This is a genomic window from Saccharothrix xinjiangensis (genome assembly GCF_039527585.1).
GTDB classification, from domain to species: domain Bacteria; phylum Actinomycetota; class Actinomycetes; order Mycobacteriales; family Pseudonocardiaceae; genus Actinosynnema; species Actinosynnema xinjiangensis.
In genome coordinates this window covers 307726-332953 of the sequence record NZ_BAAAKE010000006.1, presented here as the reverse complement: position 1 = coordinate 332953, position 25228 = coordinate 307726, and the positions used below count along the sequence as shown (strand labels likewise).

At 75.1% G+C, this 25228-nt stretch carries 16 protein-coding genes; 12 read left to right on the top strand and 4 right to left on the bottom strand.

Translation table 11 applies throughout. The features are described 5' to 3' along the window. Window positions 1-60: 60 nt before the first annotated feature. A complete protein-coding gene (locus ABD223_RS16935; protein WP_344037200.1) occupies window positions 61-1563 on the bottom strand; it encodes an outer membrane protein assembly factor BamB family protein in 1503 nt (500 codons plus the stop codon). Between the two features lie 68 nt (window positions 1564-1631). Between ABD223_RS16935 and ABD223_RS16930 the strand changes: the two genes are divergently transcribed. From ABD223_RS16930 to ABD223_RS16920, 3 genes are all read left to right on the top strand, one after another. Next, entirely contained in the window at window positions 1632-1946 is a 315-nt protein-coding gene (locus ABD223_RS16930; protein WP_344037199.1) for a DUF4062 domain-containing protein, read from the top strand. 93 nt (window positions 1947-2039) lie between these two features. Then, window positions 2040-3269 (top strand): FAD-binding protein, encoded by a 1230-nt coding sequence (locus tag ABD223_RS16925; RefSeq protein WP_344037198.1) that lies wholly within the window; start codon window positions 2040-2042, stop codon window positions 3267-3269. Then, window positions 3266-3508 (top strand): hypothetical protein, encoded by a 243-nt coding sequence (locus ABD223_RS16920; RefSeq protein ID WP_344037197.1) that lies wholly within the window; start codon window positions 3266-3268, stop codon window positions 3506-3508. The genes ABD223_RS16925 and ABD223_RS16920 overlap by 4 nt, the downstream gene beginning before the upstream one ends. A gap of 39 nt (window positions 3509-3547) precedes the next feature. Here the strand turns inward: ABD223_RS16920 and ABD223_RS16915 are convergent, their stop codons facing one another. Beyond that, complete coding sequence (locus tag ABD223_RS16915; RefSeq protein WP_344037196.1) at window positions 3548-5353, bottom strand: Crp/Fnr family transcriptional regulator; 1806 nt, start codon at window positions 5351-5353, stop codon at window positions 3548-3550. Between the two features lie 772 nt (window positions 5354-6125). Here ABD223_RS16915 and ABD223_RS16910 point away from each other — a divergent pair. The 8 genes from ABD223_RS16910 to ABD223_RS16875 all read left to right on the top strand — a co-directional run bounded on the left by ABD223_RS16910 (window position 6126) and on the right by ABD223_RS16875 (window position 16148). Then, a complete protein-coding gene (locus tag ABD223_RS16910) occupies window positions 6126-7193 on the top strand; it encodes a long-chain-fatty-acid--protein ligase (RefSeq protein WP_344037195.1) in 1068 nt (355 codons plus the stop codon). Further along, window positions 7190-8566 (top strand): acyl-CoA reductase, encoded by a 1377-nt coding sequence (locus tag ABD223_RS16905; protein WP_344037194.1) that lies wholly within the window; start codon window positions 7190-7192, stop codon window positions 8564-8566. The genes ABD223_RS16910 and ABD223_RS16905 overlap by 4 nt, the downstream gene beginning before the upstream one ends. Before the next feature lie 79 nt (window positions 8567-8645). Further along, window positions 8646-10241, top strand: a complete 1596-nt coding sequence (locus ABD223_RS16900) for a methyltransferase (protein WP_344037193.1) — start codon at window positions 8646-8648, stop codon at window positions 10239-10241. A 117-nt stretch (window positions 10242-10358) separates the two neighbouring features. After that, window positions 10359-11489 (top strand): sugar efflux transporter, encoded by a 1131-nt coding sequence (locus ABD223_RS16895; protein WP_344037192.1) that lies wholly within the window; start codon window positions 10359-10361, stop codon window positions 11487-11489. A 178-nt stretch (window positions 11490-11667) separates the two neighbouring features. Further along, entirely contained in the window at window positions 11668-12330 is a 663-nt protein-coding gene (locus tag ABD223_RS16890) for a hypothetical protein (RefSeq protein ID WP_344037191.1), read from the top strand. A gap of 203 nt (window positions 12331-12533) precedes the next feature. Beyond that, window positions 12534-13793 carry a cytochrome P450 gene (locus ABD223_RS16885; RefSeq protein ID WP_344037190.1) on the top strand — a complete coding sequence of 420 codons (1260 nt, stop codon included), beginning with the start codon at window positions 12534-12536 and terminating at the stop codon, window positions 13791-13793. Between the two features lie 116 nt (window positions 13794-13909). Next, entirely contained in the window at window positions 13910-14902 is a 993-nt protein-coding gene (locus ABD223_RS16880) for a DMT family transporter (RefSeq protein ID WP_344037189.1), read from the top strand. A gap of 64 nt (window positions 14903-14966) precedes the next feature. Next, window positions 14967-16148 carry a S8 family peptidase gene (locus ABD223_RS16875; protein ID WP_344037188.1) on the top strand — a complete coding sequence of 394 codons (1182 nt, stop codon included), beginning with the start codon at window positions 14967-14969 and terminating at the stop codon, window positions 16146-16148. 75 nt (window positions 16149-16223) lie between these two features. Here the strand turns inward: ABD223_RS16875 and ABD223_RS16870 are convergent, their stop codons facing one another. Together ABD223_RS16870 and ABD223_RS16865 are read right to left on the bottom strand one after the other, a co-directional pair. Continuing rightward, the gene (locus tag ABD223_RS16870; RefSeq protein WP_344037187.1) at window positions 16224-17015 is read right to left on the bottom strand and encodes an exonuclease domain-containing protein; all 792 of its coding nucleotides are present in this window, start codon (window positions 17013-17015) and stop codon (window positions 16224-16226) included. A 35-nt stretch (window positions 17016-17050) separates the two neighbouring features. Continuing rightward, entirely contained in the window at window positions 17051-23206 is a 6156-nt protein-coding gene (locus tag ABD223_RS16865; protein WP_344037186.1) for an SDR family NAD(P)-dependent oxidoreductase, read from the bottom strand. 240 nt (window positions 23207-23446) lie between these two features. Here ABD223_RS16865 and ABD223_RS16860 point away from each other — a divergent pair, with 240 nt between their 5' ends. Continuing rightward, on the top strand, window positions 23447-25138 hold the full coding sequence (locus tag ABD223_RS16860; protein ID WP_344037185.1) for a fatty acyl-AMP ligase: 1692 nt from the start codon (window positions 23447-23449) through the stop codon (window positions 25136-25138). The last annotated feature ends 90 nt before the right edge of the window (window positions 25139-25228 follow it).

The window sequence follows — 25228 nt, the reverse complement described above, 5'->3', positions numbered from 1 at the left end:
GACATGTGCCCTCCTCGGACATCGGCCTGTGACCGGGTATCGCCCGAACCGGGCGCGGCGCTACGCGGGGGCGACCAGGCCCACCACCGGCGCGGGCGTGCCGCCGTAGGCCTCGCGGGCGACCACCACCGCGCCGGGCGCGGCCACCAACCGCACGTCCGACCGGGAACCGGAGCCGTCCAGCAGCACCGCTGCCTCGGTCGGAGGCGACCCGTCCAACGGCTGGGCCACCACGGTCAGCTCCCGACCGGTGTCCCCGCACGCCCGCAGGTAGGTCGTGGCCGTGGTGGCGCCCGCGACCCGCCCCCGGCACGCCTCGACCGACAGCGGCGTCGTGGCGCCGGTCCTCGGGTCCAAGGCGGCGATCGCCGTGCTGCGACCACCCTCCTCCTGCTCCAGCAGCGGCATGGGGCCCAGGTCCACCCGCGCCGTCCACGGCGCTCCCGGCTGCGTGAGCACCTCCCCGGTCTCCGCGTCGAACAGCCCGCCACCGGCCATCCCCGCCGACAGCAGCGAGCCGTCCGGGGAACCCAGCAGGATCACGTCGGCCACCTCGCCGTCGGACGGCCCCGGCGGCCCCTCGTGCCGCCAGCGCTCCCGCCCGGTCACCTCGTCCAGCGCGATGAGCGCCAGTCCGTCCGCGCACTCCTGCACCACGGGCACGGTCGTGCGGCCCCTGGCGGGCAGCGTGTACCGCGACTCGCAACCCTCCGGCGCGGTCCACGTCCACCGCACCCGGCCGTCGTCCAAGTCGTAGGCGGTGACGACGTCCCGGTCGCGCACCGCCAGCGTCCGCGTGCCCGGGACCAGCTCGCCCACCTCGACCAGCACCGAGCGCAGCACCACCTCCCAGCGGACGACCCCGGTGTCCGCGTCCAGCACCACCACCAGTTGCGCGCGCGTGTCCTCCGACGACCCGAACGCCACCACCACGGCCCGCCGGTCCATCGACGCGGCCACCGCCCCGACCCACGCCCCGGGCCGCGCGTACCGCCACTCCTCCCGACCGTCCGGGCCGTGCAGGGCGACCACGGCCCCTTCGCTCAGGCCGACCGCCACCCCGTGCCCGGCGGCCACGACCCCGACCACGTCGGACGTCGGTCGCCACGCCCACTGGCGATCACCGGGCCGTTCCGCGACCGGCTCCGGCGCGAAGTCCCGGGCCTCCCGCGTTTCCGCCTCCACCACCAGGGCTTCCACCCCCGTGGGCGCGACCACCGCCGCTGCCGCCACCACCAGCGCCGCCGCGACGCCGACCGGCCGCACCCGCCAATCCCGGCTCCAGGACGCCCCGGCGGCCACCGCTGTCGCGCCCACCGCCAGCACGGGCAGGTCAACACCCGTCAAACCGGTCCCCACGTCCAGCCACAGCAGCACGAGGGCCGCCACGGCGATCCCGGCGCCCAGCAGCGCGCCGACCACCCGCGCCCGCCCGAGGCTCACCAGCGCCGCCACCACCACCCCGGCGGCCAACCCGATCAACACCGCGTCCGGCTCGGGCCGGGGAACCCCGCCGGGCAGGAACGGCGCGGTCGCGGCGCACAGCGCGCCGACCAGCGTCATGTAGCGAAGCACGTCCCTGGGACGAGAAGTGCGGAAGATCCGTTCCGGGCCTGTGCCAGGGTGCTCCGATGGCCGGCGTCCACGTCTCGTCCACCTACCAGGATTTGAAGGAGCACCGCGAGGCGGTCCGCAACGCCGTTCGGCGGATGGGCCACGTGGACGTGGCGACGGAGCACTACGCGGCCGCCGACGACCGGCCGCTGGACAGGTGCCTGGCCGACGTGCGCGGGGCCGTCCGCCGGGCTTCCGCGCAGGTGCTGGAACGCGAGTGGTCCGGTGACGAGGAGGTGTTCGCCGCGTTGCTCAGGCGGTTGCGGACCGAGCACGGACGTCCTGAGGCGAGGAGCCCTGGATTCACCCGACACGTTCGCGCGGATCAGTGAGATCGCCGCTTCGGACCCCGGTGCGGAGATCCGCGTCACCGCCGTCCGAGTACTCCTGCCGGAGCAGGGCGCCGGTCAGGCAGAATCGATTCGGTGAGCACCAACTGGGCAGGTAACGTCACCTTCTCCGCCGCGACCACCGAGCACCCCCGCTCCCTCGACGAGGTCCACCGCCTGGTCGCGGACGCCGAGGCCGCCCACGTCGTCGGCACCGGGCACTCGTTCAGCACCGTCGCCGACACCACCGGCACGCTGATCGGCCTCGACGGCCTGCCCGAGGTGTTCGAGACCGACGGCAACACCGCCAGGATCAGCGCCGGCACCAGGCTCGCCCGCCTCGCCGACCTCCTCCAGGCCCGTGACCTGGCCCTGCCCGCCATGCCCTCCCTGCCGCACATCACCATCGCGGGGGCCTGCGCGACCGCCACCCACGGTTCCGGCAACGGCGTCCCGTCCCTGGCGAGCCTGGTCCGAGAGATCGACCTGGTCACCGCCGACGGCGCCACCAGGACCCTCACCCGCGGCCGGGACGAGGACTTCGACGGCGCGGTGGTCTCCTTCGGCGCCCTGGGCGTGATCACCGCGATGACCCTCGACGTCGTCCCCACCTTCGACGTCGAGCAGCGGGTCTTCGACGACATGCCCTTCGACGCCCTCGTCGAGCACGCCGACGCCGTCTTCTCCAGCGCCTACAGCGTCAGCGCCTTCACCACCTGGCAGGGCGTCGCCCACGTGTTCACCAAGCGCCGCACCACCGACGACCTGCCCGACCTGACCTGGACCGGCGCCACCGAGGCCACCGGGCCGCGCCACCCGGTGCCCGGCCAGCCGACCGTCCACTGCACCGCCCAGCTCGGCGAACCGGGCCCGTGGCACGAGCGGCTGCCGCACTTCCGGGCCGACTTCACCCCCAGCGTCGGCGCGGAGCTCCAGTCCGAGTACTTCGTCGCCCGCGAGCACGCCGCCGACGCGCTCAAGGCCCTCAACGGCCTCTCCGAGCACGTCACGCCGCTGCTGCTGACCTCCGAGGTCCGCACGGTCGCCGCCGACGCGCAGTGGCTGAGCACGGTCCACGGCCGCGACAGCGTGGCGTTCCACTTCACCTGGCGACCCGACGACCGAGGTGTCCGGCGGGCGCTGCGCCGGATCGAGGACGCCCTGGGCCCCTGGGACCCGCGCCCGCACTGGGGCAAGCTGACCGAGCTCACCGACGTCGCCGCCCGCTACCCGCACCGGGACCGGTTCGTCGACCTCCGACGACGCCTCGACCCCACCGGCAAGTTCCGCAACGCCCTGGTCGACAGCTGGTTCGCCGGGGCGTGACGGCGTCCCGACCCGCGGCCGATCGGCGCCGGGACCGGGACGGGTTCGAGCGGTCGGGTGAATTCCGCCGACGCCGATCGGTGGCGCCGCGGCACGACGCCGGGAACCGCCACCGGTGCCTGGCGGCCCTGGAGCTGCACCGCCACCACGACCCCGTCGGCGAGGCGGACGCGCTGGACAGCCCGGGCCACCTCGACGCGACGCCGGGCGACCCGCCGCCGGACGGGGCGGTCGGCTGAGGCGGGGGAGGGGGCCGGGTTCGGCGCCCGGCCCCGCGCTCACATCCGCGCGAACCGCCGCAGCAGGTCCAGGTCGGGCACCACCACGTCGCGCCGCAGGTGGCTGACCACCACGCCGGCCTTGCGCAGGTCGGCGAACGCCTTCTCCGCCGTGCGCGGCTTCATTCCCGCGATCGAGGCCAGCTCCACCTTGGTCAGCGGGATGCCCAGCACCCAGCCGCCCAGCTCCTGCCTGCCGTGCGCGCCGACCAGCTCGGCCAGCACCCGCGCCACCCGCTCGGCCGCGGTGTGGGAGAGGAAGTCGCGGCGGCGGCGGTTGGCCCAGCGCAGCTGGTCGTCGATCACGCCGATCAGCTCGACGAACCCGTCGTTGCGGCGGTGCAGGAAGCTGTGCAGCTCGGCGCTGGTGATCAGCTTCGCCACCACGTCGCCGCACGTCACGATGGTCGCCGACCGCGGTCTGTGGTCCATCGCGGCCATCTCGCCGATCAGGTCGCCCGCCACCCGCACGGTCAGCACGGCGCTGTCGCCGGCCTCGTCGGTGACCAGCACCTTGACCACGCCGTCGAGCAGCAGGAACGCGTGCGTGTCGGTGGCGTCCTGCACGATGATCTCGCGGTCGGCGGCGTAGCGGACGGTGGTGCCGAGGTTCATCAGCTCCTGCCGGCTGGTCTCCCGCAGCCGGTGCAGCAGCGTGCCCGCCGGCCACTCGGCCGTCGCCGGCGCGCCCTGCCGCACCGCCGGCGCGCCGGGCTTCGCCGTCGCCAGCGAACGGCCCGCGTCGGCGAACGAGGCGTAGCCGCGCTCGAACGACGGGTCGGGCCCGGTGCCGGACACCAGCGCCTCGCACGCCCGCCGCTGCTCGTCCAGCTCCTGCACGGCCGGGTGGTCCGCGCCCAGCCCGGCGGTGGCCTGCCTCGACGCGTCGCGCACCAGGTCCAGCAGGCGCTGCGCCTGCGGCCGGGTGCCCTCCACGTGCGCCAGCTCCAGCTCGGCCGCGGCCAGGTTCGCCGCCGCGATCAACGCGTGCGGGTGGTCCGAGCCCAGTCGCATGGCCGTGCGGTCGGCGGCCGAGCGCAGGCTCGGCAGCGCGAGCCTGGCCCGCTCGGCGGACCGCCGCGACCTGGCCAGCTCGAACTCGGCCGACGCCAGGTTGGCCTGCGCCACCAGCGCCCGCGGGTGGTGCGAGCCCAGCGACGCGACCGCCCGGTCGGTGGCCTCGCGCAGGTCGCCCAGCGACTCGGCCAGCTCGTCCGCGTCGCCCTGCTCGCGGGCGATCCGGAACCGCGCGCACATCAGGTTCAGCCGCACCGCGGCCGTCTGCGGGTGGTTCGAGCCGAGCACCGCCGCGTTGCGCTGGAGGGCCAGCTCCAGCGCGCCGGTCTCGCCGGGGTGGGTCGGTTCGACCGCGACGGCCACCGATCCGACCGCGACCCGGTCGGCCGCCGGCGCGGGGTCGAGGAAGTCGCCGACCACCTGCCGCAGCGGGGCGCCCCGTCCGAACGCGCCGCCCGGCACCCGCCGGCGCGCCTGCCGCGGCGCGGCCGCCCCGGGCTCGCGCCGGCCGCGCGCGACCGCCACCAGCGCCTGCTGGTCGCGCACCCGCGCGGCCTCCGGCGTCGAGGGGCCGACCAGGGCGAGCATCGAGACCAGCAGCACGTCCGCGGCGTCGGCCGAGCCGATCCGGGTGAGCGCGGCGGCGCAGCGCAGCAGCCGGTCCACGTCACGGCGGGCGCTGAGCGAGTCCAGCGAGCGCGCGAGCTCCACCGCCAGGCGCCGCGCCGCGAGTCGATCGGGGGCGGATCGGGACAGGACTGCTTCGAGTTCGACCATTCGGCTGTTCATCCGGCACCCCAGGTGGTTGCTCGGTCCGCGACTGTGCGGTTCCTGCGGTTCGCGCGTTCGGACGCCCTGTTCCGGCGTTCGGGCGCGTCTACTCGTACCGCCGGAGTGGAATCGTCGTCCATAGCGGCGATATCGGTTGCATCGGGCAATCGTTAGCCCGGCTGGTGACATCGTTACGGTGTGAAAGATCGGACGTCCGTCTGACCCGCAATAATGCGGAGAACTTGCTCTGACCTGCGTCCATCAGTGGAGGGTCGGAACAGAGCGTTACCGAGCGGGCGTCGGTTTTGCCCGATCGAATATGAGGTTCACTCGATAGGGGACTCCTGGTCGCGGCGTGCCGGGCTCCGAGTGGTCGACCGTTGGGGTGCGGGTCGCGCCGAGGCGAGGCCGCCGTTCCGCCCGTGACGGGTGTCGAGCCGTCACGTCTCGTGTGGTTCTTTTCGATCCCGATGCGTCTCGCCATTATCGCGGTAACGCGTTCAGCCGCCCCCGACAACCTCGACCGCCTCACGTCGTGCGCGCGAACTCCGCCACGTCGGCGCTGGTCAGCCTTCCGGGGTGGGGTCCGGGATCGGCGTTCCGCCCTGGTTCGCGGCGTTCCGGGTCCCGTAGCGGAACATTCGCATTTGTTTCCACCAGCTCCACTTTCAGTCATCCTATGGCCTCCCCGAACCACCCGGTTGGCGGTACCCCGTTCCGGGGGTCGATCTTGCGCCCCTCGATCAACCACTGCTGACTGGCCGGGTTCACCTCACCGCAGGAGGAGTCGATGACCATCGCCCACGACGACCCCCACGTCGCGCGGCTCTTCGAGAACATGGTCAGGCTGGTCGTCGAGGAGGACGGCGACCCGCTTGACGTGCACGAACAGCTCATCGAACTGTCCCGGGCCAACTCGCCCGAAGTCGCCAGGTACTGGAAGCAGGTCGGCACGGGCGTCGGCATCCCCGACACCGCGTACAAGGGCGGAGGCCCCCACCTGTTCCCCGACGCGCCCGTGGTCCGCGAGTTCCGCACGAGCGGCACGACCGGCAGCACCCGGGGCAGCGTCCGGTACTCCCCGCTGGGCCTGGAGCTCAAGCGCGCCGCGGTCACCGCGCGGGCCCGCCGGGAGATCGACTTCGCCGACGTCAGGCCCGTGGTGCTGCCCTTCGCGCCCTCCGAGCGGGTCGCACCGCACATGGCCATCGCGTTCGACATGGCCCGCATCGCCGAGGCGGTCGGCGACCCCCGGCTGAGCACCGCCGTCGTCCAGGAGGCGGGCGTGGACTTCGAGCTGCTGGCGCAGCGGCTCGACGCGGCCGTCGCCGAGGGGTTGCCGGTCGTGCTGGTCGGCGCGACCTTCGCCTTCGTCAACATCTGCGACGCCCTGGAGGCGCGGGGCAGGGCCTGGCAGCTGCCGCCCGGCTCCCGCATGTACGACGGCGGCGGCTTCAAGGGCCGCTCGCGCGTCATGGCCGTGGACGACCTCCGCGACGCGGTCAGGCGCGTCTTCGGCATCGAGCGGTTCGGCAACATCTTCGGCATGACCGAGATCGCCGGCCCGCTCTACGACTCGGCGGACACCCCGGTCGGCCCGCTGGGCGAGCGGCCCAAGGCGGGCGGGCCCGCGGGCGGTCCGCGGGTCCGCGACCCGCGCACCCGCGAGTACCGCGAGGTCGGCCCCGGCCTGCTGGAGATCACCGACTACGCCCTGCTCGACCGGCCGCACGTGCTGCTCACCGGCGACGTCGGCATCGCCGGACCGGAGGGCGTGGCCATCGCCGGGCGCATCGCCGGCAGCACCAGCCGGGGCTGCTCGCTGTCACTGGACGAGATGACCGGGGGTGCCGCGTGACCGTGTCGTGGATGCCCGACTGGGTGACCCACCCGGGCACGTCGTTCACCCTCCGCTCCGGCGCGCACGAGTGGCGCGGCGAGCGGCCCGACGACTGGGACGCGATCGGCGCCGGGCTCCGGGCCGCGCACGAACGGCTGCGCGCGCTGCCGGTGCGCCGGATCGTGGCCGCGTTCGACGAGGTGGCCGACCGGTGGGCCAAGCGCGACTTCGCCCCGCGCCGCGCCGTGGTGCGGGACGCCTCGCTGGTGACCGGCATGTCGGAGGAGACCGTCGACCGGGCGCTGGACGCCGAGGTGGGCAACCTGCGCGCCGAGTCGCTGCTGGCCGCGCTGACCCGCGAGCTGGGCGACCCCGAGGTGCTCGACGGGTTCCGCGGCGGCACCACGGCGGTCGGGCCGGGCGTCACGCTCGCGGTGTTCTCCGGCAACGTGCCCGGCCTGCCGGCGCGGTCCCTGGTCCGCGCGCTGCTGGTCAAGTCCGGCGTGATCGCGAAGATCCCGGCCAAGGAGCCGCACTTCGCCGCCGCGTTCCTGCGCACCCTGCACGACGTGGAACCGGCGCTGGCGGACGCCGTGGTCGCCACCTACTGGGACCGCGACGACGAGGCCTCGATCACCGCCGCCCTCGCGCACGCCGACGCGGTGATCGTGTACGGCGGCGACCAGGCGTGCGCGGCGGTCCGGGCCAAGGTCCGACCGGACCAGGTCTACGAGGAGCACGCGCACAAGTTCTCGTTCGGCTTGATCAGCGCCGAGTACGCGGCGCGGCACGGTCCCGCCGAGGTGGCCCGGCGCATCGCCGCCGATTGCAGCGACTTCGACCAGCACGCCTGCCTGTCGCCGCAGGTCTACCTGGTGGGGGCCGAGCACGCCCGAGCCGTGGCCCAACACCTGGCCGACGCGATGCGCCGCGCCGCCGCCGACTGTCCACCCGGGACGGTCGAGGCCCACGACGCCATCGCGCTCCAGCACCGCAGGCTGGTCGCGGAGTGGCGGGCCGCCACCAGCGACACCAGCGAGGTGTGGGCGCCCGACGGTCTGGAGTGGACCGTCCTGCTGGAGGACTCGCTGCTCCCGCTCAGCGGCGCGGGCGACCGGGTCGCGCGCATCGTGCCGGTGCCCGACCTCCCGGCGGCCGTCGAGCTGGTGCGCCCCTACGCCAGGCACCTCCAGAACGTCGGCCTCGGCGCGGTCGGCGAGGAGTTCCGGCGCGTCGGGCGCGAGCTGGCGGTGCTGGGCGCGAGCCGGATCTGCGCGCCGGGCGCGATGACCAAGCCGAGCATGTCCTGGCGGCACGACGGGCAGCCGCGCATCGCCGGGCTGGTGCGCTGGGCGGATGTGGAGCTCCACCCCGAGCTGGAAAGCGAATAACCCTCGAAAAGAGGTCACGACATCGCCGTGCCCCGCCCCCGGCGGGTGGGGCACGGCCGTTCGCTGGGAAGGACCTGGCATGCCCGTGACGGAGACCGGTGGCCGCGAGGCGCTGGACGAGCAGGACCTGCGCCGACTGGCGGACGCGGTGGACTTCACCCGGTCCGCGAGCACCGAGCGGGCGTTGGCGACCGCGCTCGACGAGCCCGGGGGAGTGTCCGCGCACCTGGAGTTCGCGCACACCGCCGTGCTGGTGGCGGCGCGGCGCGTGGACGACGTGGTGGCCGCGCTGGTCGAGCTGGGCGTGGACCCGGTGGGACCTGCGCCGACCAGGTCGGCGCGCGTGGGCGGTCGGGACGTGGACGTGCGGCTCGTGCGCGGCGCGGTGCCCGGTTGCGCGCGGGGGCTGGAGGTGTCCGTGCCGGTCGCCGGGGTCGGGTCGTCCGGATCGGACCGCTCCGGGTGGGCGCACCCGGTGTTCCGGGCGCCCGCGGACGACGTGGTGTCGAGAGGCGTCTACGCGGTGCTGGTCGACGCCGGTCTCGCGCCCGACGGCGGCGGTCACGACCCGCGCGAGGACTCGACCTGGCTGCGCCTGCGCGGTCGCGGCCGCGTGGAGCTGCGGCTGCCCGGTCACCACGCCGACCTGCTGCGCCGCCACGTCGGCCGGCCCGACGAGGCCCGGCGCGCGATGTTCGAGCTGGTGACCGGCGCCTGGCGCACCCGCTCCGTGGCGGCGGCGGCCGAACTGGGCGTGGCCGACCTGATCGCCGGCGGATCGCGCACCACCGCGGAACTGGCCGAGCGCACCGGCACGCGACCCGACAAGCTGCGCCGCGTGCTGGCCTTCCTCGGCGCGCTCGGCGTGCTGCGCAGGGACGGCGACGCGTGGGAGCTGACCGAGGCGGGCGCGCTGCTGCGCGCCGATGCCGACGGTTCGCTGCGGGACCTCGCCCGCATCTACGGCGGCCTGTTCTACCGGTCGTTCAGCGCGCTGGAGCACACCCTGCGCACCGGTGGCAGCGCGTTCGAGCACTCCCACGGCGCGTTGCTGTTCGAGCACCTCGCGGCGCACCCCGCCGACGCGCGCCTGTTCGAGGGCGCGATGGCGGCGGGCACGAGCTTCCTGAACCTGGTGCCCGGCCTGCTCGACCTGCCCGCCACCGGCGCCGTGGTCGACGTGGGCGGCGGCGACGGCAGGCTGCTCGGCCTCGTGCTCGCCGCCGCGCCCGGCCTGCGCGGCGTGCTGTTCGACCGGCCGCACGTGACCGGCGCGGCGCGGGAGGTGCTGACCCGCCTGGGTTGCGCGGACCGCGCGGAGGTGGTCGCGGGCGACTTCTTCCGCGACCCGGTGCCCGCGGGCGGCGACGTCTACCTGCTCTCCCGCATCCTGCACGACTGGGACGACGAGCGCGCCTCGGCCATCCTGCGCAACGTCCGGTCCGCGATGCCCGCCGGCGCGCTGCTCGCGGTGGTGGAGCGGCCGATCCTCGACGACCGGTCGGTGCTGCCGCTGTCGTTCGACGTCCACATGATGGTCAACACCCCGCGGGGTGGCGAGCGCACCGCCGACCGGCACCGGGAGTTGTTGGCCCGGAACGGTTTCACGCTGGAGGACATCCGCGGGCTGCCCCTGGACATGGCCGTCCTGGTGGCTCGCGCCACCGCGGTGTGACCGCTCTCATGGCCCACGTGGTGGAAATCGGCTTCCGCGCCGCCGGACCCGCCGGTGAGGATCGGCGGCGTGGATGTGATGAGCGTTGCTCGTGTTCGGTCCGGTTCGAGGCCTTTCGTGCCGCTCGTCACGGTCAGCCTGCTGACCGGCATCGGGTACGCGCTGGTGGGGCCGCTGCTGTCGGTGTTCCTGATCAAGGAGTTGAACGCCGGGCCGTTCGAGGTCGCCGCCTTCCTGCTGACCAGCGCGCTGGGGTCGATCGTGGTCAGCACCGCGATCGGCCGGTGGTCCGACTCCCGGGCGATCCGCCGCCTGCTGCTGCTGGTCGCGAGCGCGGCGGGCGCGGTGGCGTGGGTGCTGTTCGCGTCCATCCGGGAGTACTGGGTCCTGCTGGTGGTGTCGGTGTCGCTGGGGTCCGTCGCCGCCTCACAGATGCCGCAGATGTTCGCCTACGCCCGCCACGCGCTGGACCGCAGCGGCTCGACCAAGGTCCCGCTGGTGATGAGCGGCCTGCGCACCCTGGTGTCGGTCTCGTGGGTCGCCGGGCCGCCGGTGGGCGCGCTGCTGATGGCCGGGACCGGGTTCACCGGGCTGTTCGGCGCGACCGCGGCGTGCTACGTCCTGTCCGCGGTGGTGATCGCGCTGTGGCTGCCGGAGCTGGGCCGGTCGGAACCGGCGTCGACCGACACCACCGCGGACCGGTCGGGCACGCGCAAGGAGATGCTGCTGGCCAGCCTGGCGTTCGTCCTGCTCCAGGGCGCGACGTCGGTCGGCGTGGCGGCGATGCCGCTGTTCGTCACCGAGGACCTCGGCGGCACGATCGCCGACTCGGGCCTGGTGCTGGGCCTGTGCGCGGCGCTGGAGATCCCGCTCATGCTGGCCTTCGGCGCGCTGGCGGTCCGGCGCGGCCAGCGGGTGCTGGTGCTGTCGGGCGGCGCGGTGGCGCTGGGCTACTACGCGATCGTGCTGGTGGCCCAGGAGACCTGGCAGGTGATGGCCGCGCAGGCGCTGCACGCCGTGGTGATCTCCGCGGTGATGGGGCTGGGCATCTCCTACTTCCAGGACCTCGCACCGGACCGCCCCGGTTACGCCACCACCCTCTACACCAACACCTACAAGGTCAGCTCCATGCTGTCCGGACCGCTGCTGGGCGCGGCGCAGCACTTCGGCTACCGCTCCGCCTACGGCATGGGCCTGGTGATGTCGGTGCTGGGCCTGGCGCTGCTGCTCGCCGCCCGGCGTCGGTGAAGACCGCCCGACGCCGGTGAAGGCCGCTCGGCGTCGGTGACCACCGCGCCACCCCCGGTGGCACAGCGGCGACGCAGGATGGACCGACCGTTCGGTTTGCGCTGATCGAGCGGTTCTCCGCGAAAATCGGGTCACTTCGCCACGAGCGTTGCTAAACCTTGCTCGGGGGGAGGTCGCCATGCCGAGGAGCTTCTACACCGACGCCAAGGGCCGCGTGCGCCCGGTCGCGGGCCGGGGCGGCGGCCGGGCCAAGCCGGTGCTGCTGGCGGGGCTGGTCGCGCTCAGCGCGGTGGGGTACGGGGGAGCGGTCGGGCTCAGCGAGGGCGGTGGCGCGGGCGGCGCGGGCCTCAGCCTGACCACGCGCAAGGCCGCGAGCGAGGACCGGGCGCGGGAGGGCGACGTCGAGGGCGCTTGGCTGGCGATGGGGCTGCACGGGCTCAAGCGGACGGACGAGCAGCCGGCCGACTGCGCCGCGGCGTCGTTCGGCGAGGTGCGGGACTTCCTGCGGGACACCGGGTGCGCGTCGATGGACCGGGTGCTGTTCGCGGTGGGCGACGACGCGGGCAACACCGCGGTCGTCGCGGTGGCCTGGGTGGAGTTCGCGTCGAGCGGTGACGCCCGCCGGTTCCAGGGCGTCGTCGACGAGCCGGGCTCCGGTGACGTCGAGCCGCTGGGCGCGGGCGCGCTCGGGCTGGCGGAGGTCGCGTTCTCCGGGGCGAACTACGGCTCCGAGCGGTACCGGGGCACGGTGACCGTGGCCGAGGCGGAACTCGCCGCCGGGTACCTCACGCCGGAGGTGCTGGACGCGTTGGCGGAGGTGGCGGCGCTGCTGCCCCGGTAGGGGTGGTCCGGCGTCAGCGGGTGTCCCGGGCGCGGTGCGCGAGCGGACCCGGACGGCTTCGACCCCCGGCTCCCCGTTCACGCGCGGTCGCCGATCGTCTTTCACGAGCCGTCGTCGTGTCAATCCGCCTGTGGCTCGATGCCCCTCTCAGGTTCGTACCGTTACCGTTTCGACGATTCGATCTGGGGAACGAGGGGTGTGGAATGGCGACTCTGGCGTCTGTGCGCGACGGCCTGGTGGGGTGGGTCGCACGGCGTTCGGCTACGCGGTGGATCATGGGGAAGATCGGTTCACGTGCGTTGTCGCTGCTCCCGGACCGTGCGCTGCTTCCGCTGAAGCGGAACGGGGTCGAGCCGGTCGAGGAGTTGACGCGGATGAGCGAGTCGGGCGCGGTGCACCGCGTGCCGGTTCCGTTCGGCGTTCGCGTGTGGTTGGTCACGGGGGAGGCCGAGGCCAAGAAGGTGCTGTCCGACACAGCGGCGTTCAGCAACGATTACACCCGCCTCGGCGAGGCGGTGGGGCAGCTGGAGCAGTCGCCCGGGGGTCTCGGGTTCGCCGACCCGCCGGACCACACCCGGCTGCGCCGGCTGCTGACGCCGGAGTTCACCATGCGGCGGCTGTCGCGGCTGGTGCCGCGCATCGACGAGATCGTCACCGAGCGGTTGAACGCGATGGAGGCCGCGCCGGGTCCGGTGGACCTGGTCAAGGAGTTCGCCCTGCCGATCCCGTCGCTGACGATCTGCGAGCTGCTGGGCGTGCCGTACGACGACCGCGACCGGTTCCAGCGGCTGGCCGCGGCCCGGTTCGACGTGCTCGGCGGCGCGGGCCAGGCGCTGGGCGCGATCTCCGAGTCGCTGGAGTACATGCGGGAGATCGTGGAGCGGGAGCGCCGCTCGCCGGGCGACGGCCTGATCGGCATGATCATCCGCGAGCACGGCGACGCGGTCGACGACGCGGAGCTGGCCGGGCTGGCCGACGGCGTGCTGACCGGCGGGTTCGACACCACGGCGAGCATGTTGGCGCTGGGCGCGTACGTGCTGCTGCGCGACGACGCGGCGCGCGCGTCGATGCGCGACGACGACGCGGCGGTGGGCCCGCTGGTCGAGGAGCTGCTGCGGCACCTGACCGTGGTGCAGGTGGCGTTCCCCCGGTTCGCCCGGCACGCCCTCACCGTGGGCGACCAGCGGATCGAGGAGGGCGACGCGGTCGTGGTCTCCCTGACGGCGGCCAACCGCGAGGTCGCGGCCGGCTTCGACCACACCCGCACGTCGTCGTCGCACCTGGCGTTCGGCTACGGCGCGCACCGCTGCGTGGGCGCCCAGCTGGGGCGGTTGGAGCTGCGCGCGGCCTACCCGGCGCTGCTGCGCCGCTTCCCGGACCTGCGCCTGACCGAGGACCAGCCGGTGTTCCGCGGCGCCTCGATCGTCCACGGCGTGGACCGGCTCATGGTCCGCACGCGCTGAGGTGACCCCCGGGGTCGGGGCCCTCGACGAAGCGGGCTCCGACCTTGAAGCAGTGCTTAACGCACCCTCACGAGGTTTCACTTTTCCTGGAACCGGAGTTGGGGGATGTTCGTGCCATGACCGGACGGCGCGTGCTGCGGATGGGACTGCTGGCCCTGCTCTGGGGCTCGTGCTTCCTGTGGATCGAACTGGCCCTGACCGGGTTCACGCCCGTGCAGATCGCGGTCGCGCGGTGCGCGCTGGGCGCGGTGGTCGTGTTCGCCCTCGCCCGCCGGGCCGGTGAACGGCTGCCGCGCGGCCTGTGGGGCCGGCTCGCGGTGGCCGCGTTCTTCTGCAACGCCCTGCCGTTCGTGCTGTTCGGCCTCGGCCAGCGGACCGTGGACTCCGGCGTCGCGGGCGTGCTCAACGCCACCACCCCGCTGTGGTCGCTGCTCATCGGCCTGGCCGTCGGCGCGGACCGCGGGTCGGGCCCGACGCGCTTGGCGGGCCTCGGCCTCGGCTTCGGCGGCGTCCTGCTGATCTTCGCGCCGTGGGAGCAGGGGCTGCCCGGACCGGCGGCGCTCGGCCTGCTCGGCGCCGCCGCGAGCTACGCGGTCGCCTTCGCCTACATGGGGCGCGAACTCGTCGGCAAGGGCGGCGCGATGGCGGTGTCGGCGGCCCAGCTCGCCGCCGCCACCGGCCTGAGCGCCCTGCTGCTGCCGTTCGACCACGCCGCGAGCCGGCCGAACCCCACCGCGATCGCCGCCGTCGTCGTGCTGGGCGTGCTCGGCACCGGCGCGACCTTCGTGCTCAACTACCGGATCATCGCCGACGAGGGCGCGACCAGCGCCGCGACCGTCGGCTACCTCCTGCCGGTCGTCTCCGTCGCGCTCGGCGCGGCCGTGCTCGACGAGCCGCTGACCGCCCGGGTGGTGGCGGGGGCGCTGGTGGTGCTCGCCGGCGTCGCGGTGACCCGGTTGGCGGCGGCCAAGACGCCGCCCGAGCGATGTGGTCCTTACCAATTGCCGGTTTTGTCGACCGAGCGTGACGCGGCGGCGGCCGTTCGGCCGAAGCTGGTTGACCATGGCATAAGTGCTGGTCAGGCTGCTGGGATGAACCCGGACGAGTGACTGTCGTCCCCGTCAACCCTGCGTCGGGGCGCACTGGTCCGGGCTCACCCGAAGGAGCCGACAAGTGCGTCCTTTCACCAGAGTGCTCACCCTGCTGTCCGCCTCCGCCACCGCCGTCGGGCTCACCACCGGAGCCGCGCTCGCCGCACCGGCCCACCAGGCCGACGTCGTCCTCGCGACGGCCTCCGCGACCGTCCACCCGATCAAGGACACCTACATCGTCAGCCTGGGCGCCACCGCCCGCAGCGGCCTCGGCGTCGCCTCCGCCGCCGGCGTCACGCCCACCCACGTGTGGGACGCGGCGTTCCACGGCTTCTCCGCCAAGCTCACCCCGGCCCAGCTGCGCAAGCTCAGCCGGGACCCGTCCGTCGCCGCGATCGAGCAGGACGTGCTGGTCACCGACGCGCTCGACGCCACCCAGGCCAACCCGCCGTCGTGGGGCATCGACCGCGTCGACCAGCGCAACCTGCCGCTGTCGGCGAGCTTCACCTACAACTACACGGGCGCGGGCGTCCACGCCTACATCATCGACACCGGCATCACCCCGGGCCACGCCGACTACGGCGGCCGGGCCACCTTCGACTACAACGCCGTCGACACCAACAACACCGACTGCCACGGCCACGGCACGCACGTGGCGGGCACCATCGGGTCCAACACCTACGGCATCGCCAAGGGCGTGCGCCTGCACGGCGTGAAGATGATGAACTGCGCGGGCAGCGCCAGCACCACCGCGGCGCTCAACGCGATCAACTGGGTCACGCAGAACCACACCAAGCCCGCCGTGGCGAACACCTCGTGGAACTTCACCGCGTCGGCCAGCCTGGAGACCGCGATCCGGAACATGATCGCCTCGGGCGTCTTCCTGGCCACCTCGGCGGGCAACACCGGCGGCAACTCCTGCGACCGCCTGCCCCGCAAGGTGGAGACGGCCTCCGTCGTGGCGTCCTCGCAGAACAACGACGCCCGCTCCTCGTTCTCCAGCACCGGCGCCTGCGTGGACATCTACGCGCCCGGCACGTCGATCACCTCGACCGTCCGCACCGGCGGTTCGGGCGCGATGAGCGGCACCTCGATGGCGACACCGCACGTGGCGGGCGTGGCCGCGCTCTACAAGCAGCGGTTCGGCGACCAGTCGTCGGCGACCGTGCACAACTGGCTCAACTCCGCCGCGACCCCGAACGTGGTCGGCGGCGGCGCCACCGGCGGCACCGTCAACCGCCTGCTGTTCAGCAACGGCCTGTGAGACGTCCCGGCGCGCGGGGGCCCTCTTCCACCCCGCGCGCCGGGCGCCCCGTCCCCAGGCCGGCCGAGGCGGTCCCTAGTCGGCCGGCACCAGCGGCCACGTCCGGGCCCGCGACCGCACGTCCGCGATCCGGTCGCGCAACCGGTCGGTGTGCTCGTCCTCGCCGCCGCGGGCGACCCGCTGCTCCCACCGCCGCTCCAGCCGGGCGGCGTACTCGTGCTCCTGCTCCAGGTACCAGCCGACCTGCCGCTCGTGCAGCTCCCGGGGGTCGAGCAGGCCGACCTCGTCGGGGTGGCGCGTGGCCAGCGCCCAGGCCACGCGCGCCGCCGCGATCGCGTCACCGGCGCTGGTGTGGGCGTTGTCCAGCCGCACCCGGTAGTGGGCGCACACGGCGGCGAGGGTGCGCTTGTCATCCCAGCCGCGGACCGGGCGCAGGTGGCGGTCGACGCACAGCGGGTCGACCACCGGACCGGTCCGGGCGAGCCCGCGGCCGTGGTGGCGACGCAGTTCGGCGTCGAGCATGGTCAGGTCGAACGCGGCGTGGAACGCGCACAGCGGCGTGGTGGGGCGCCACACCCGCGCCAGGTGCTCGGCCACCTCGGCGACGACCTCCGCGGCCGGGCGGCCCTCGCGGCGGGCCTGGTCGGTGCTGATGCCGTGGATCGCGGTGGCCTCGGCCGGGATGTCCACGCCCGGGTCGGCCAGCCAGGTGCGCGTGTCGACCTCGGGGCGCTCACCGGGCCCGCGCGGGGTGATGGTGACCACGGAGGCCGTCACGATGCGGTCCCGGTGCGGGTTGACGTCGGTGGTCTCCAGGTCCAGCGCGACCAGCGGACCGCGCGCCCACGACGGTGCGGGGTTGTCCATCCGCGCACCGTAGCGGTCGGGTCCGACACCGCCGCTCAGCCGCCCAGCACGCGCCGAAGGTGGTCGGCGAGCACGGCGACGTGCGGCGGGTCCACCATGGACAGGTGGTCGCCGGGCACCGGGACCACCTCCAGCGACCCGCACGCGTCGGCCCACCCGAGGTCGTCGTCCTCCTGCCGCCGCAGGTACCGGGGGTCCAGCACGGTGGTCAGCGTCTCCCGCTCGGTGGCCCGGTAGAACACGACCCGGCCCGGGAAGCGCCGCGGCGTGAACCGCTCGGCCGCCCGCGCGTCCAGGTAGGACGTGCGCTGGTGCCGCAGCGCGCCGGGGCTGATGCCGACGCCGGCCGCCACCAGCGCGGTCAGCACCGCGTCGACCTGGGCCACGTCGTCCAGGCCGGACAGCGCCTCCCACGGCAGCTCGACCGACGCGCCGTGCACCCGCTCGACGTGCGCCAGGTACCGCTCGAACCGGTGCCGCACCAGCTCGGCGGGCGGCACGTCCGGCGCGGGCAGCGGGCGCACGGTGTCGATCATCACCACCAGCTCGACCTCGTGGCCGCCCCCGACCAGCCGGCACGCCACCTCGTGCGCCAGGCACCCGCCGAACGACCAGCCGCCCAGCAGGTAGGGCCCGGACGGCTGCGCGGCCAGCACCAGGTCCGCGTACCGCTTCGCCTTGGCGGGGATGTCGGGCACGTCGTCGACGCGCTCGTAGCCGCGGCACGGCCGGTCGGGCAGCAGGTCCACCAGCGGCTGGTACACGCCGGTCGGCCCGCCGGCGGGGTGGAACAGGTGCAGGGGCCGCAGCGAGCCGCCCGCGCGCAGCACCCGCACCGGCCCGTCCGCGCCCTCGAACCGCCCGCGCAGGTGCTCGGCCATCGCCTCGACGGTGCGCGCGCCGCCCAGGTCCGCGCCCGGCGCCCGCTGCCGGACCAGCGCCAGCAGGTCGGCTGCCGAACCGCCGAGCGCGGCGAAGTCGTCGTGGACGCCGAAGTCCCGCCGCCCGAGGACTCGGGCACACAGGCCGAACAGCCACCGCTCGGTCGGGTCGCGCGGCTCGACCCGCCGGCCCGGTCGTCCGGCGCTGCCGGCCGGATCGCCGCTCGCGTGATCGCGGCCTGCGTGATCACCGCCCGTGTGATCGCCGCCTGCGTGATCGCCGCCCGCCTCCCCGTCCAGGTGCCGGGCCAGGTCTTGGAGGCTCGCGCCGCGCAGCAGCAGCGGCACCGGCAGCCGCGCGCCCAGCTCGTGCTCGACGGCGTTGCGCAGGCGCATCGCCATCAGGGAGTCCAGCCCGAGCGAGGTCAGGGGCGCGGCGGGGTCGGGCGCCGCGCCCAGCACCCGTTCGACGATCGCGGTCAGCCGGTCCCCGCCGGCCGCGACCAGGTCCCCGGGCTGGAGGAACCCCGCCAGGAACGGCCGCCGCGCCAACTGCGGGAACAGCTCCACCGCCGCGCGCGGGTCGAACCGCGCCACCCCGGTCACCGCCCGCCCGGACCGCACCAGCGCCTCCACCGCCGCCACGCCCTCGGCCGGCGAGATCGGCCGCAGCAGCGGGTTGTCGGTGTCGCGGGCCAACCCGACGCGGCTCCACGCGCCGAAACCGATGCTCGTCGCGGGCAGTCCGCCGGCCCGCCGCCACCGGGCGAAGCCGTCCAGCCACGCGTTGGCGGCGGCGTAGGCGAGCTGGCCGGGCGAGCCGAGCAGGGCCGCGGCGGAGGAGAACAGCACGAACCAGTCGAGCCGGTGCCCGGTGGTGGCCTCGTGCAGCCGCAGCGCGCCGTCGACCTTGGGCCGCAGCACGCGCCGCACGTCCTCCGGTGACACCCGGTCGGCCGGTGCGTCGGCCAGCACCCCGGCCGCGTGCACCACGCCGCGCAGCGGCAACCCGCCGGCCACGGCCGCCGCCACCAGGTCCTCGGCCACACCGGGCTCGGCCACGTCGCCGGTCACCACGACCACGTCGCCGCCCAGCCCCTCCAGCACCCCGGCCGCCGGTTCGCGCCGCCCGTTCAGCACGACCCGCGCCGCACCGCGGTCGAGCAGCCACCGGGCCACGACCCGCCCCAGCCCGCCGAGGCCACCGGTCACCACGTACGCGCCACCGGCGACCACCTCGGCGGGCGCGCCCGCGTCCACCCGGGCCAGCCGCGCCGCGTACCGGTCGCCGCCGCGCCAGGCGACCTCGTCGTCATCGAGGTCGGCGGCCAGCTCGCGGGGCAGCGCCGCGAGGTCGTCCACGTCCACGATCGACGCCCGCAGCCCCGGCCGCTCGAAGGCCAGCACCCGCACCGCGCCGCGCAACGCGGCGGGTTCCGGCGCGCCCGGCTCCCCGTCGAGCACCACCGCCGCCTCGCGGGTCACGACCCACAGCCGCCGCGTCCCCGAGGCCAGGGCGGACAGCCGCACCAGGTCCTGCTCCAGCCCGTCGCGGCCGGGCAGGAACACGACGCCGTCGGCGGGCTCGGCCGGGTCGCCGGTCACCCGGTGCCCGGCCACGACCAGCGCCGCCCTGACCTCCGGGTCGCAGCCCAGCAGCAGCCAGGTGCGCGGACCGCCGCGGGCCGGCAGGTCCTGCCGCTCCCACCGGGCCTCCAGGGCGGGCAGCGCCGCCGCGACCGGCCGCACCCGCACGTCCAGCACCTCGGCCAGCAGGGTCCCCGCGTCGTCGCGCAGCCGCACCGACCCGGTCAGCCCGGTCGCGTCCCCGGCCACCACCGCCTCGCACCGGTCCGCCCGGCGCGGGTCGCCGTGCAGCCGCACCGCCCCGATCCCGACCGGGAGGCACGGCCCGTCGACCGCGAGGTCGAGCGCGGCGGCGGCCAGCGCGTGCAGGCACGAGTCGAGCAGCGTGGGCGGCAGCCGCAGGGCCCGGTCCGGCCCGTCGGGGCGGCGCAGCAGGCAGTCGGCCACCCCGCCGCCCGCCCGCGCCTCCCGCACGCCCCGGAACGCCGGCCCGTACTCCATGCCGACCTCGGCCAGCCGGTCGTACAGCGCGACCGGCTCCAGCCCGTTCCGGCCGGGTCCGTTGCTCTCCGGCCCGCCGCCGCCCGGCCCGCCGCCTTCCACCCCGGGCACGACGGTCGCGGTCGCGTGTCGGACCCAGCCGTCCTCCGCCTTGGCGTGCACCTCGACCCGACCGCCCCGCAGCGTGGTGCTCAGCCGCACCTCCCCGGTCAGCGGCAGCAGCGCCTCGAACTCCACGTCCCGCAGCCCCACCGGACCACCCGCCGCCCGAGAGCCCGCCGCCAGCGCCATCTCCACGTATGCCGCGCCGGGCAGCACCGGGGTGCCCTGCACCCGGTGGTCGGCGAGCCAGGGCAGCGCGGCCACGCCCACGTCCGCCTGCCAGGCGTGCGTGCCGTCGGGCAGCTCGACGTGCTGGCCGAGCAGCGGGTGCCCGCCTCCGCGCGGTCGGGGCGCGGCCCAGTGCTCGCGGTGCGCCCAGGGCGCCGTGGGCACGTCCACCACGACCCGCGGCCGCACCAGCCCGTGCAGGTGCAGCTCGGCGAGGTTGTCGTGGAACTCCTCCACCTCGTCGGCGTCGCGGCGCAGCGTCCCGACCAGCAGCAGGTCCGGCGCGTGCTCGGCGATCGCGGCCAGCGCCACCGGGTGCGGCGAGACCTCCAGGAACGCGGTGCGGCCGTCCGCCAGCGCGGCGCTCACGGCCTGGGTGAACCGCACCGGGCGCCGCATGTGCGCGGCCCAGTAGTCGGCGGTGAACGGCGGCGCGTGCCGGGGGTCGGCCAGCACCGTCCCGTACAGCGGCACGTCACCCGGTCGCCCGCGCACGTCCCGCAGCGCGTCGACCAGCTCCCCGAGCACCGGCTCGACGGCGGGGGAGTGGCCGCTGGTGCGCAGCGGCAGCAGACGGGCGGCGCCGCCCTCCGCCTCGACCCGCCCCACCAGCGCGGCGAGCCGGTCGGCCGGTCCGGACACCGTGCACCGGCGAGGCGCGGCGTGCACGGCCACGGACAGCGCCGGGTCGTCCACCTCGTCGGCGGCCAGCTCGACCGCCGCCATCCCGCCCGCGCCGTCGACCACGTCCAGCAGCCGGGCGCGGGTGGTCATCACCAGCGCCGCGTCGGGCAGCGACAGCGCGCCGGCGACCACGGCCGCGGCCACCTCGCCCACCGACTGCCCGATCACCGCCGCCGGCCGCACCCCGCGCGACGCCCACAGCCGGGCCAGCGCGACCTGCACCCCGAACAGCGCCACCTGACCGGCGCCCAGGCCCTCGCCGGGCACCTCCAGCAGCTCGCGCACCGAGTACGGCGCGAGCAGGCCGTCCAGCTCGTCCACCGCGTCGGCGAACACCGGTTCGGCGGCCAGCAGCCGCCGCCCCATGCCCGCCCAGCCCGAGCCGTACCCGGAGAACACCCACACCGCACCGGTCCGCGCCTCGACCCGCCGCACCCCGGACGGCAGGGCGCGCAGCGCGGCCGCCACCGAGCCCCGGTCGGCCCCGCTCACCACCGCCGCGAACGGCTCGCGCCCGCGCCGTTGGGCCAGGGTGGCGCCCACGTCGTGCAGGTCGGGCAGGTCGCCCGCGTCGGTGCGGCCACCCTCCAACCAGTCGGCCAGCTGCTCGGCGTGCCGGCGCACCCGCTGCTCCGACACCCCGGCGACGACCAGGAACGCCGGTCCTCCGGGCCGCGACACCGGATCGGGCGCGGGCGGCTCCTCCAGCACGACGTGCGCGTTGGTGCCGCCGAAGCCGAACGACGACACGCCCGCGGTGATCCGCCCCGAGCGGCGCGGCCACGGCGTCGGCCCGGTGACCACGCGCAGACCGGTGAAGTCGATGTGCGGGTTGGGTGCGCGGAAGTGCGGGCTGGGCGGGATCTCGCCGTGGTGGATCGCGAGCACCGCCTTGACCAGTCCGACCAGGCCCGCGGCCGACTCGGTGTGACCGAAGTTGGCCTTGGCGGAGCCGAGCAGCAGCACCCCGGGCCCGCCGCCCAGCACCTCGCGCAGCGCGCCCGCCTCGATCGGGTCGCCGAGCAGGGTGCCGGTGCCGTGCGCCTCCACGTAGTCCACGCGCGTCGGGTCCACGCCCGCCTCCGCGTACACCCGCCGCAGCAGGTCGGCCTGCGCCCGCGGGTTCGGGGCCATCAGCCCGTTGGACCGGCCGTCGGAGTTCACCCCGCTGCCCCGGACCACCGCCAGCACCCGGTCGCCGTCGCGCCGCGCGTCGGCCAGCCGCTTGAGCACCGCGACCGCGCACCCCTCGGCGCGGGCGATGCCGTCCGCGGCGGCGTCGAACGGCTTGCACCGGCCGTCCGCGGCCAGCAGGCCCGCGCGGTGGAAGGCGACCGTGACCGCCGGGCCCAGCAGCAGGTTCACCCCGGCGACCACGGCGGTGTCGCTCTCGCCCGCGCGCAGGCTCCGGCACGCGTGGTGCACCGCGACCAGCGACGAGGAGCACGCGGTGTCCACGGCCAGGCTCGGCCCGCGCAGGTCCAGCAGGTAGGACAGCCGGTTCGCGGCGATCGACAGCGCGCCGCCGGTCGCCGTCCACGGCTCGACCCGGTCCAGGTCGGCGGCCTGCGCCGCGCCGTGCTCGCCGCTGGAGATGCCGACGAACACGCCGGTCCGGGTGCCGCGCAGGGAGTCCGGCGCGATGCCCGCGTGGTGCAGGGCTTCCCAGGACACCTCCAGCACCAGCCGCTGCTGCGGGTCCGCGTGCGCGGCCTCGTGCGGCGCGATGCCGAAGAACTCGGCGTCGAAGCCCTTGATGTCGGGCAGGAACCCGCCGAAGCGGGGCGTGCCCTCGGGCAGGCCGGGCCAGCGGTCGGGCGGCGCGGGGGCGACCGCGTCCCCGCCCTCGCGCAGGAAGGTCCACAGGCCCTCCGGGCCGGTGACCCCGCCCGGCAGGCGGCAGCCGACGCCGACCACCGCGATGTCGTCCCCGGTCACCGGTCCGCCGCCGGCGTGCTCGACCCCGGCGCCGGCGAGGTGGCGGGCGAGCCGGGCGATCGTGGGGTGCTCGTAGAGCGCGGTGGCCGGGAGCGGCGCGTCGACCAGGTCGCCCAGCGCGCCCGCCAGCACCACGGCGTCGCGGGACGACAGCCCCAGCTCGGCCAGCGGCTGGTCGACGTCGACCTCGTCCTCGGGCAGGTCGACGAGGTCCGCCACGTGGCGCGCCAACCACGCGCGGAGTTCCGCTTCCGGGGGCGTGCCGGTCATGGGGGAGCCTTTCGGGATTGTGCGCGAAGTGCGGCGGAGTGCGCTCGATCGTGGCCCGCCAAAGGATCGGGAACAATAGTCCGATCGGGTCTCGGGGAGTCGCTGGAAGTAATCGTTGACAGTTGTTCTACTCGTGAGTAGCTTCCGTGCTCAACATGCTGGAAAGCGTCTTGGGAAAATTTGTCGAAGACGCACAAAAGCCATTTTGAAAACTGTCGCACCAGGAGAAAGAGGCTGGCCATGACCGTTGTGCTGACCAGGACGGGCACGGTCGCCGACGCTGTCCGGCGTTGGGCCGGTGAACGCGGGAACCGCACTGCCTTCACCTTCGTCGACCACGACCTGGACCCGCTCGGCGCGCCGGTGTCGATCACCTGGGCGGAACTCGACGCGCGGGCCCGCGGTGTGGCTTTCGAGCTGCGAAAGAGGTGCGTCCCGGGTGATCGCGCACTTCTGCTGCTGCCGCAGGGCATCGACTACGTGGTGGCGTTCGTCGGCTGCCTCTACGCCGACGTGCTCGCCGTGCCGCTGTTCCCCGTGAGCGGCGACGGGCACCGCGACCGCCTGGACGGCGTGCTGCGCGACTGCGCGCCCCGGGTCGCCCTCACCGCCGCACCGGTCGACCTCGGCCTGGACGCGGTGGTGGTGGGCCGCGTGCCGCCGTCCGCCGCGCCCCTGCCCGAGGGCCGCGCGGGCGGGCCCGCGTACCTCCAGTACACCTCCGGTTCGACCCGCGCCCCGGCCGGCGTGGTGGTGACCGACCGGAACTTCCGGGTCAACGTCCGGCAGGCGCTCACCGCCTACGGCCTGGCCGACGCGGCGGCGTCCCCGGTCAGCTGGCTGCCGCTGTTCCACGACATGGGCCTGGTGCTGGGCGTGGGCGTGGCGCTGACCACCGGTGTCGAGGCGGTGCTGATGGACCCGTTGGCGTTCCTCTACCGCCCGTCCCGGTGGCTGCGCGCGATGCACGGCAGGCGCGACGTCATCACCGCCGCACCCAACTTCGCCTACGACCTGTGCGTGCGCCGCGTGGCCGAGGCCGAGCGGTCCGCTCTGGACCTCTCGGGCGTGGTGGCGATGATCAACGGCAGCGAGCCGGTGCACGCGGGGACCCTGGCGCGCTTCCAGGAGGCCTTCGCACCGTGCGGCCTGCGCCCCGACGCCCAGCGCCCGTCCTACGGCCTGGCCGAGGCCACGGTCTTCGTCACCGCCTCGGACGGCCCCGCCACCACGTCCTTCGACCGCGGGGCACTCGCCCTCGGCCGCGCCGAACCCCAACCCGACCCGGCGCGGGCGAGCGTGCTCGTCGACTGCGGCCGAGCCGTGGACCAGCACGTCGCGATCGTCGACCCGGCCACCGGCGAGCCCGCGCCGGCCGACCGCGTGGGCGAGATCTGGGTGTGCGGCGACAACGTCACCCCCGGCTACTGGTCCGGCGGCGACTTCACCGGCGGGGGCGACGGCGACGACGGCTTCGGCGCGGAGTTGGCGGCGCCCGGCCTGCCCCGCGGCCCGTGGCTGCGCACCGGCGACCTGGGCGTGCTGCACGACGGCCGCCTGCACGTCGTGGGCCGGATCAAGGACCTGATCGTCATCGACGGCCGCAACCACTACCCGCAGGACGTCGAGGCGGTGGCCGAACGCGCGGACGAGGTGATCCGCCGGGGGCACGTGGCCGCCTTCGCGGTGCCCGCCGGCGACGGGGAGGCGCTGGTGGTGGTGGCCGAGCGGAGCGCCGAGTCGCCGCGCGCCGCCGTCGACCAGGCCGGGGTGCGCAACCGGGTGCGGGCGGCCGTGTCGCGCCACCACGACGTGAGGGTGCGCGACGTGCTGGTCGTCGAACCGGGCTCGGTGCCGCGCACGTCCAGCGGCAAGCTCTCCAGGGCGGCCTGCCGCGACCGCTACCTGGCCGGCCTGCTGCCCGCGTCGTGAACGGCCGAACTACCCGTGCGTGCCATGCCGTGCAGTGCCGCGCCATGCCGTGTGAAAGCGCACGCAGGGCAGTGCCGTCTGAAAGCCCGC

Coding starts and splice junctions, on each gene's coding strand:
- ABD223_RS16860 (WP_344037185.1), top strand. CDS start 23,447: ATGACCGTTGTGCTGACCAGGACGGGCACGGTCGCCGACGCTGTCCGG.
- ABD223_RS16900 (WP_344037193.1), top strand. CDS start 8,646: ATGCCCGTGACGGAGACCGGTGGCCGCGAGGCGCTGGACGAGCAGGAC.
- ABD223_RS16865 (WP_344037186.1), bottom strand. CDS start 23,206: ATGACCGGCACGCCCCCGGAAGCGGAACTCCGCGCGTGGTTGGCGCGC.
- ABD223_RS16880 (WP_344037189.1), top strand. CDS start 13,910: ATGACCGGACGGCGCGTGCTGCGGATGGGACTGCTGGCCCTGCTCTGG.
- ABD223_RS16870 (WP_344037187.1), bottom strand. CDS start 17,015: ATGGACAACCCCGCACCGTCGTGGGCGCGCGGTCCGCTGGTCGCGCTG.
- ABD223_RS16885 (WP_344037190.1), top strand. CDS start 12,534: ATGGCGACTCTGGCGTCTGTGCGCGACGGCCTGGTGGGGTGGGTCGCA.
- ABD223_RS16930 (WP_344037199.1), top strand. CDS start 1,632: ATGGCCGGCGTCCACGTCTCGTCCACCTACCAGGATTTGAAGGAGCAC.
- ABD223_RS16915 (WP_344037196.1), bottom strand. CDS start 5,353: ATGAACAGCCGAATGGTCGAACTCGAAGCAGTCCTGTCCCGATCCGCC.
- ABD223_RS16935 (WP_344037200.1), bottom strand. CDS start 1,563: ATGACGCTGGTCGGCGCGCTGTGCGCCGCGACCGCGCCGTTCCTGCCC.
- ABD223_RS16890 (WP_344037191.1), top strand. CDS start 11,668: ATGCCGAGGAGCTTCTACACCGACGCCAAGGGCCGCGTGCGCCCGGTC.
- ABD223_RS16910 (WP_344037195.1), top strand. CDS start 6,126: ATGACCATCGCCCACGACGACCCCCACGTCGCGCGGCTCTTCGAGAAC.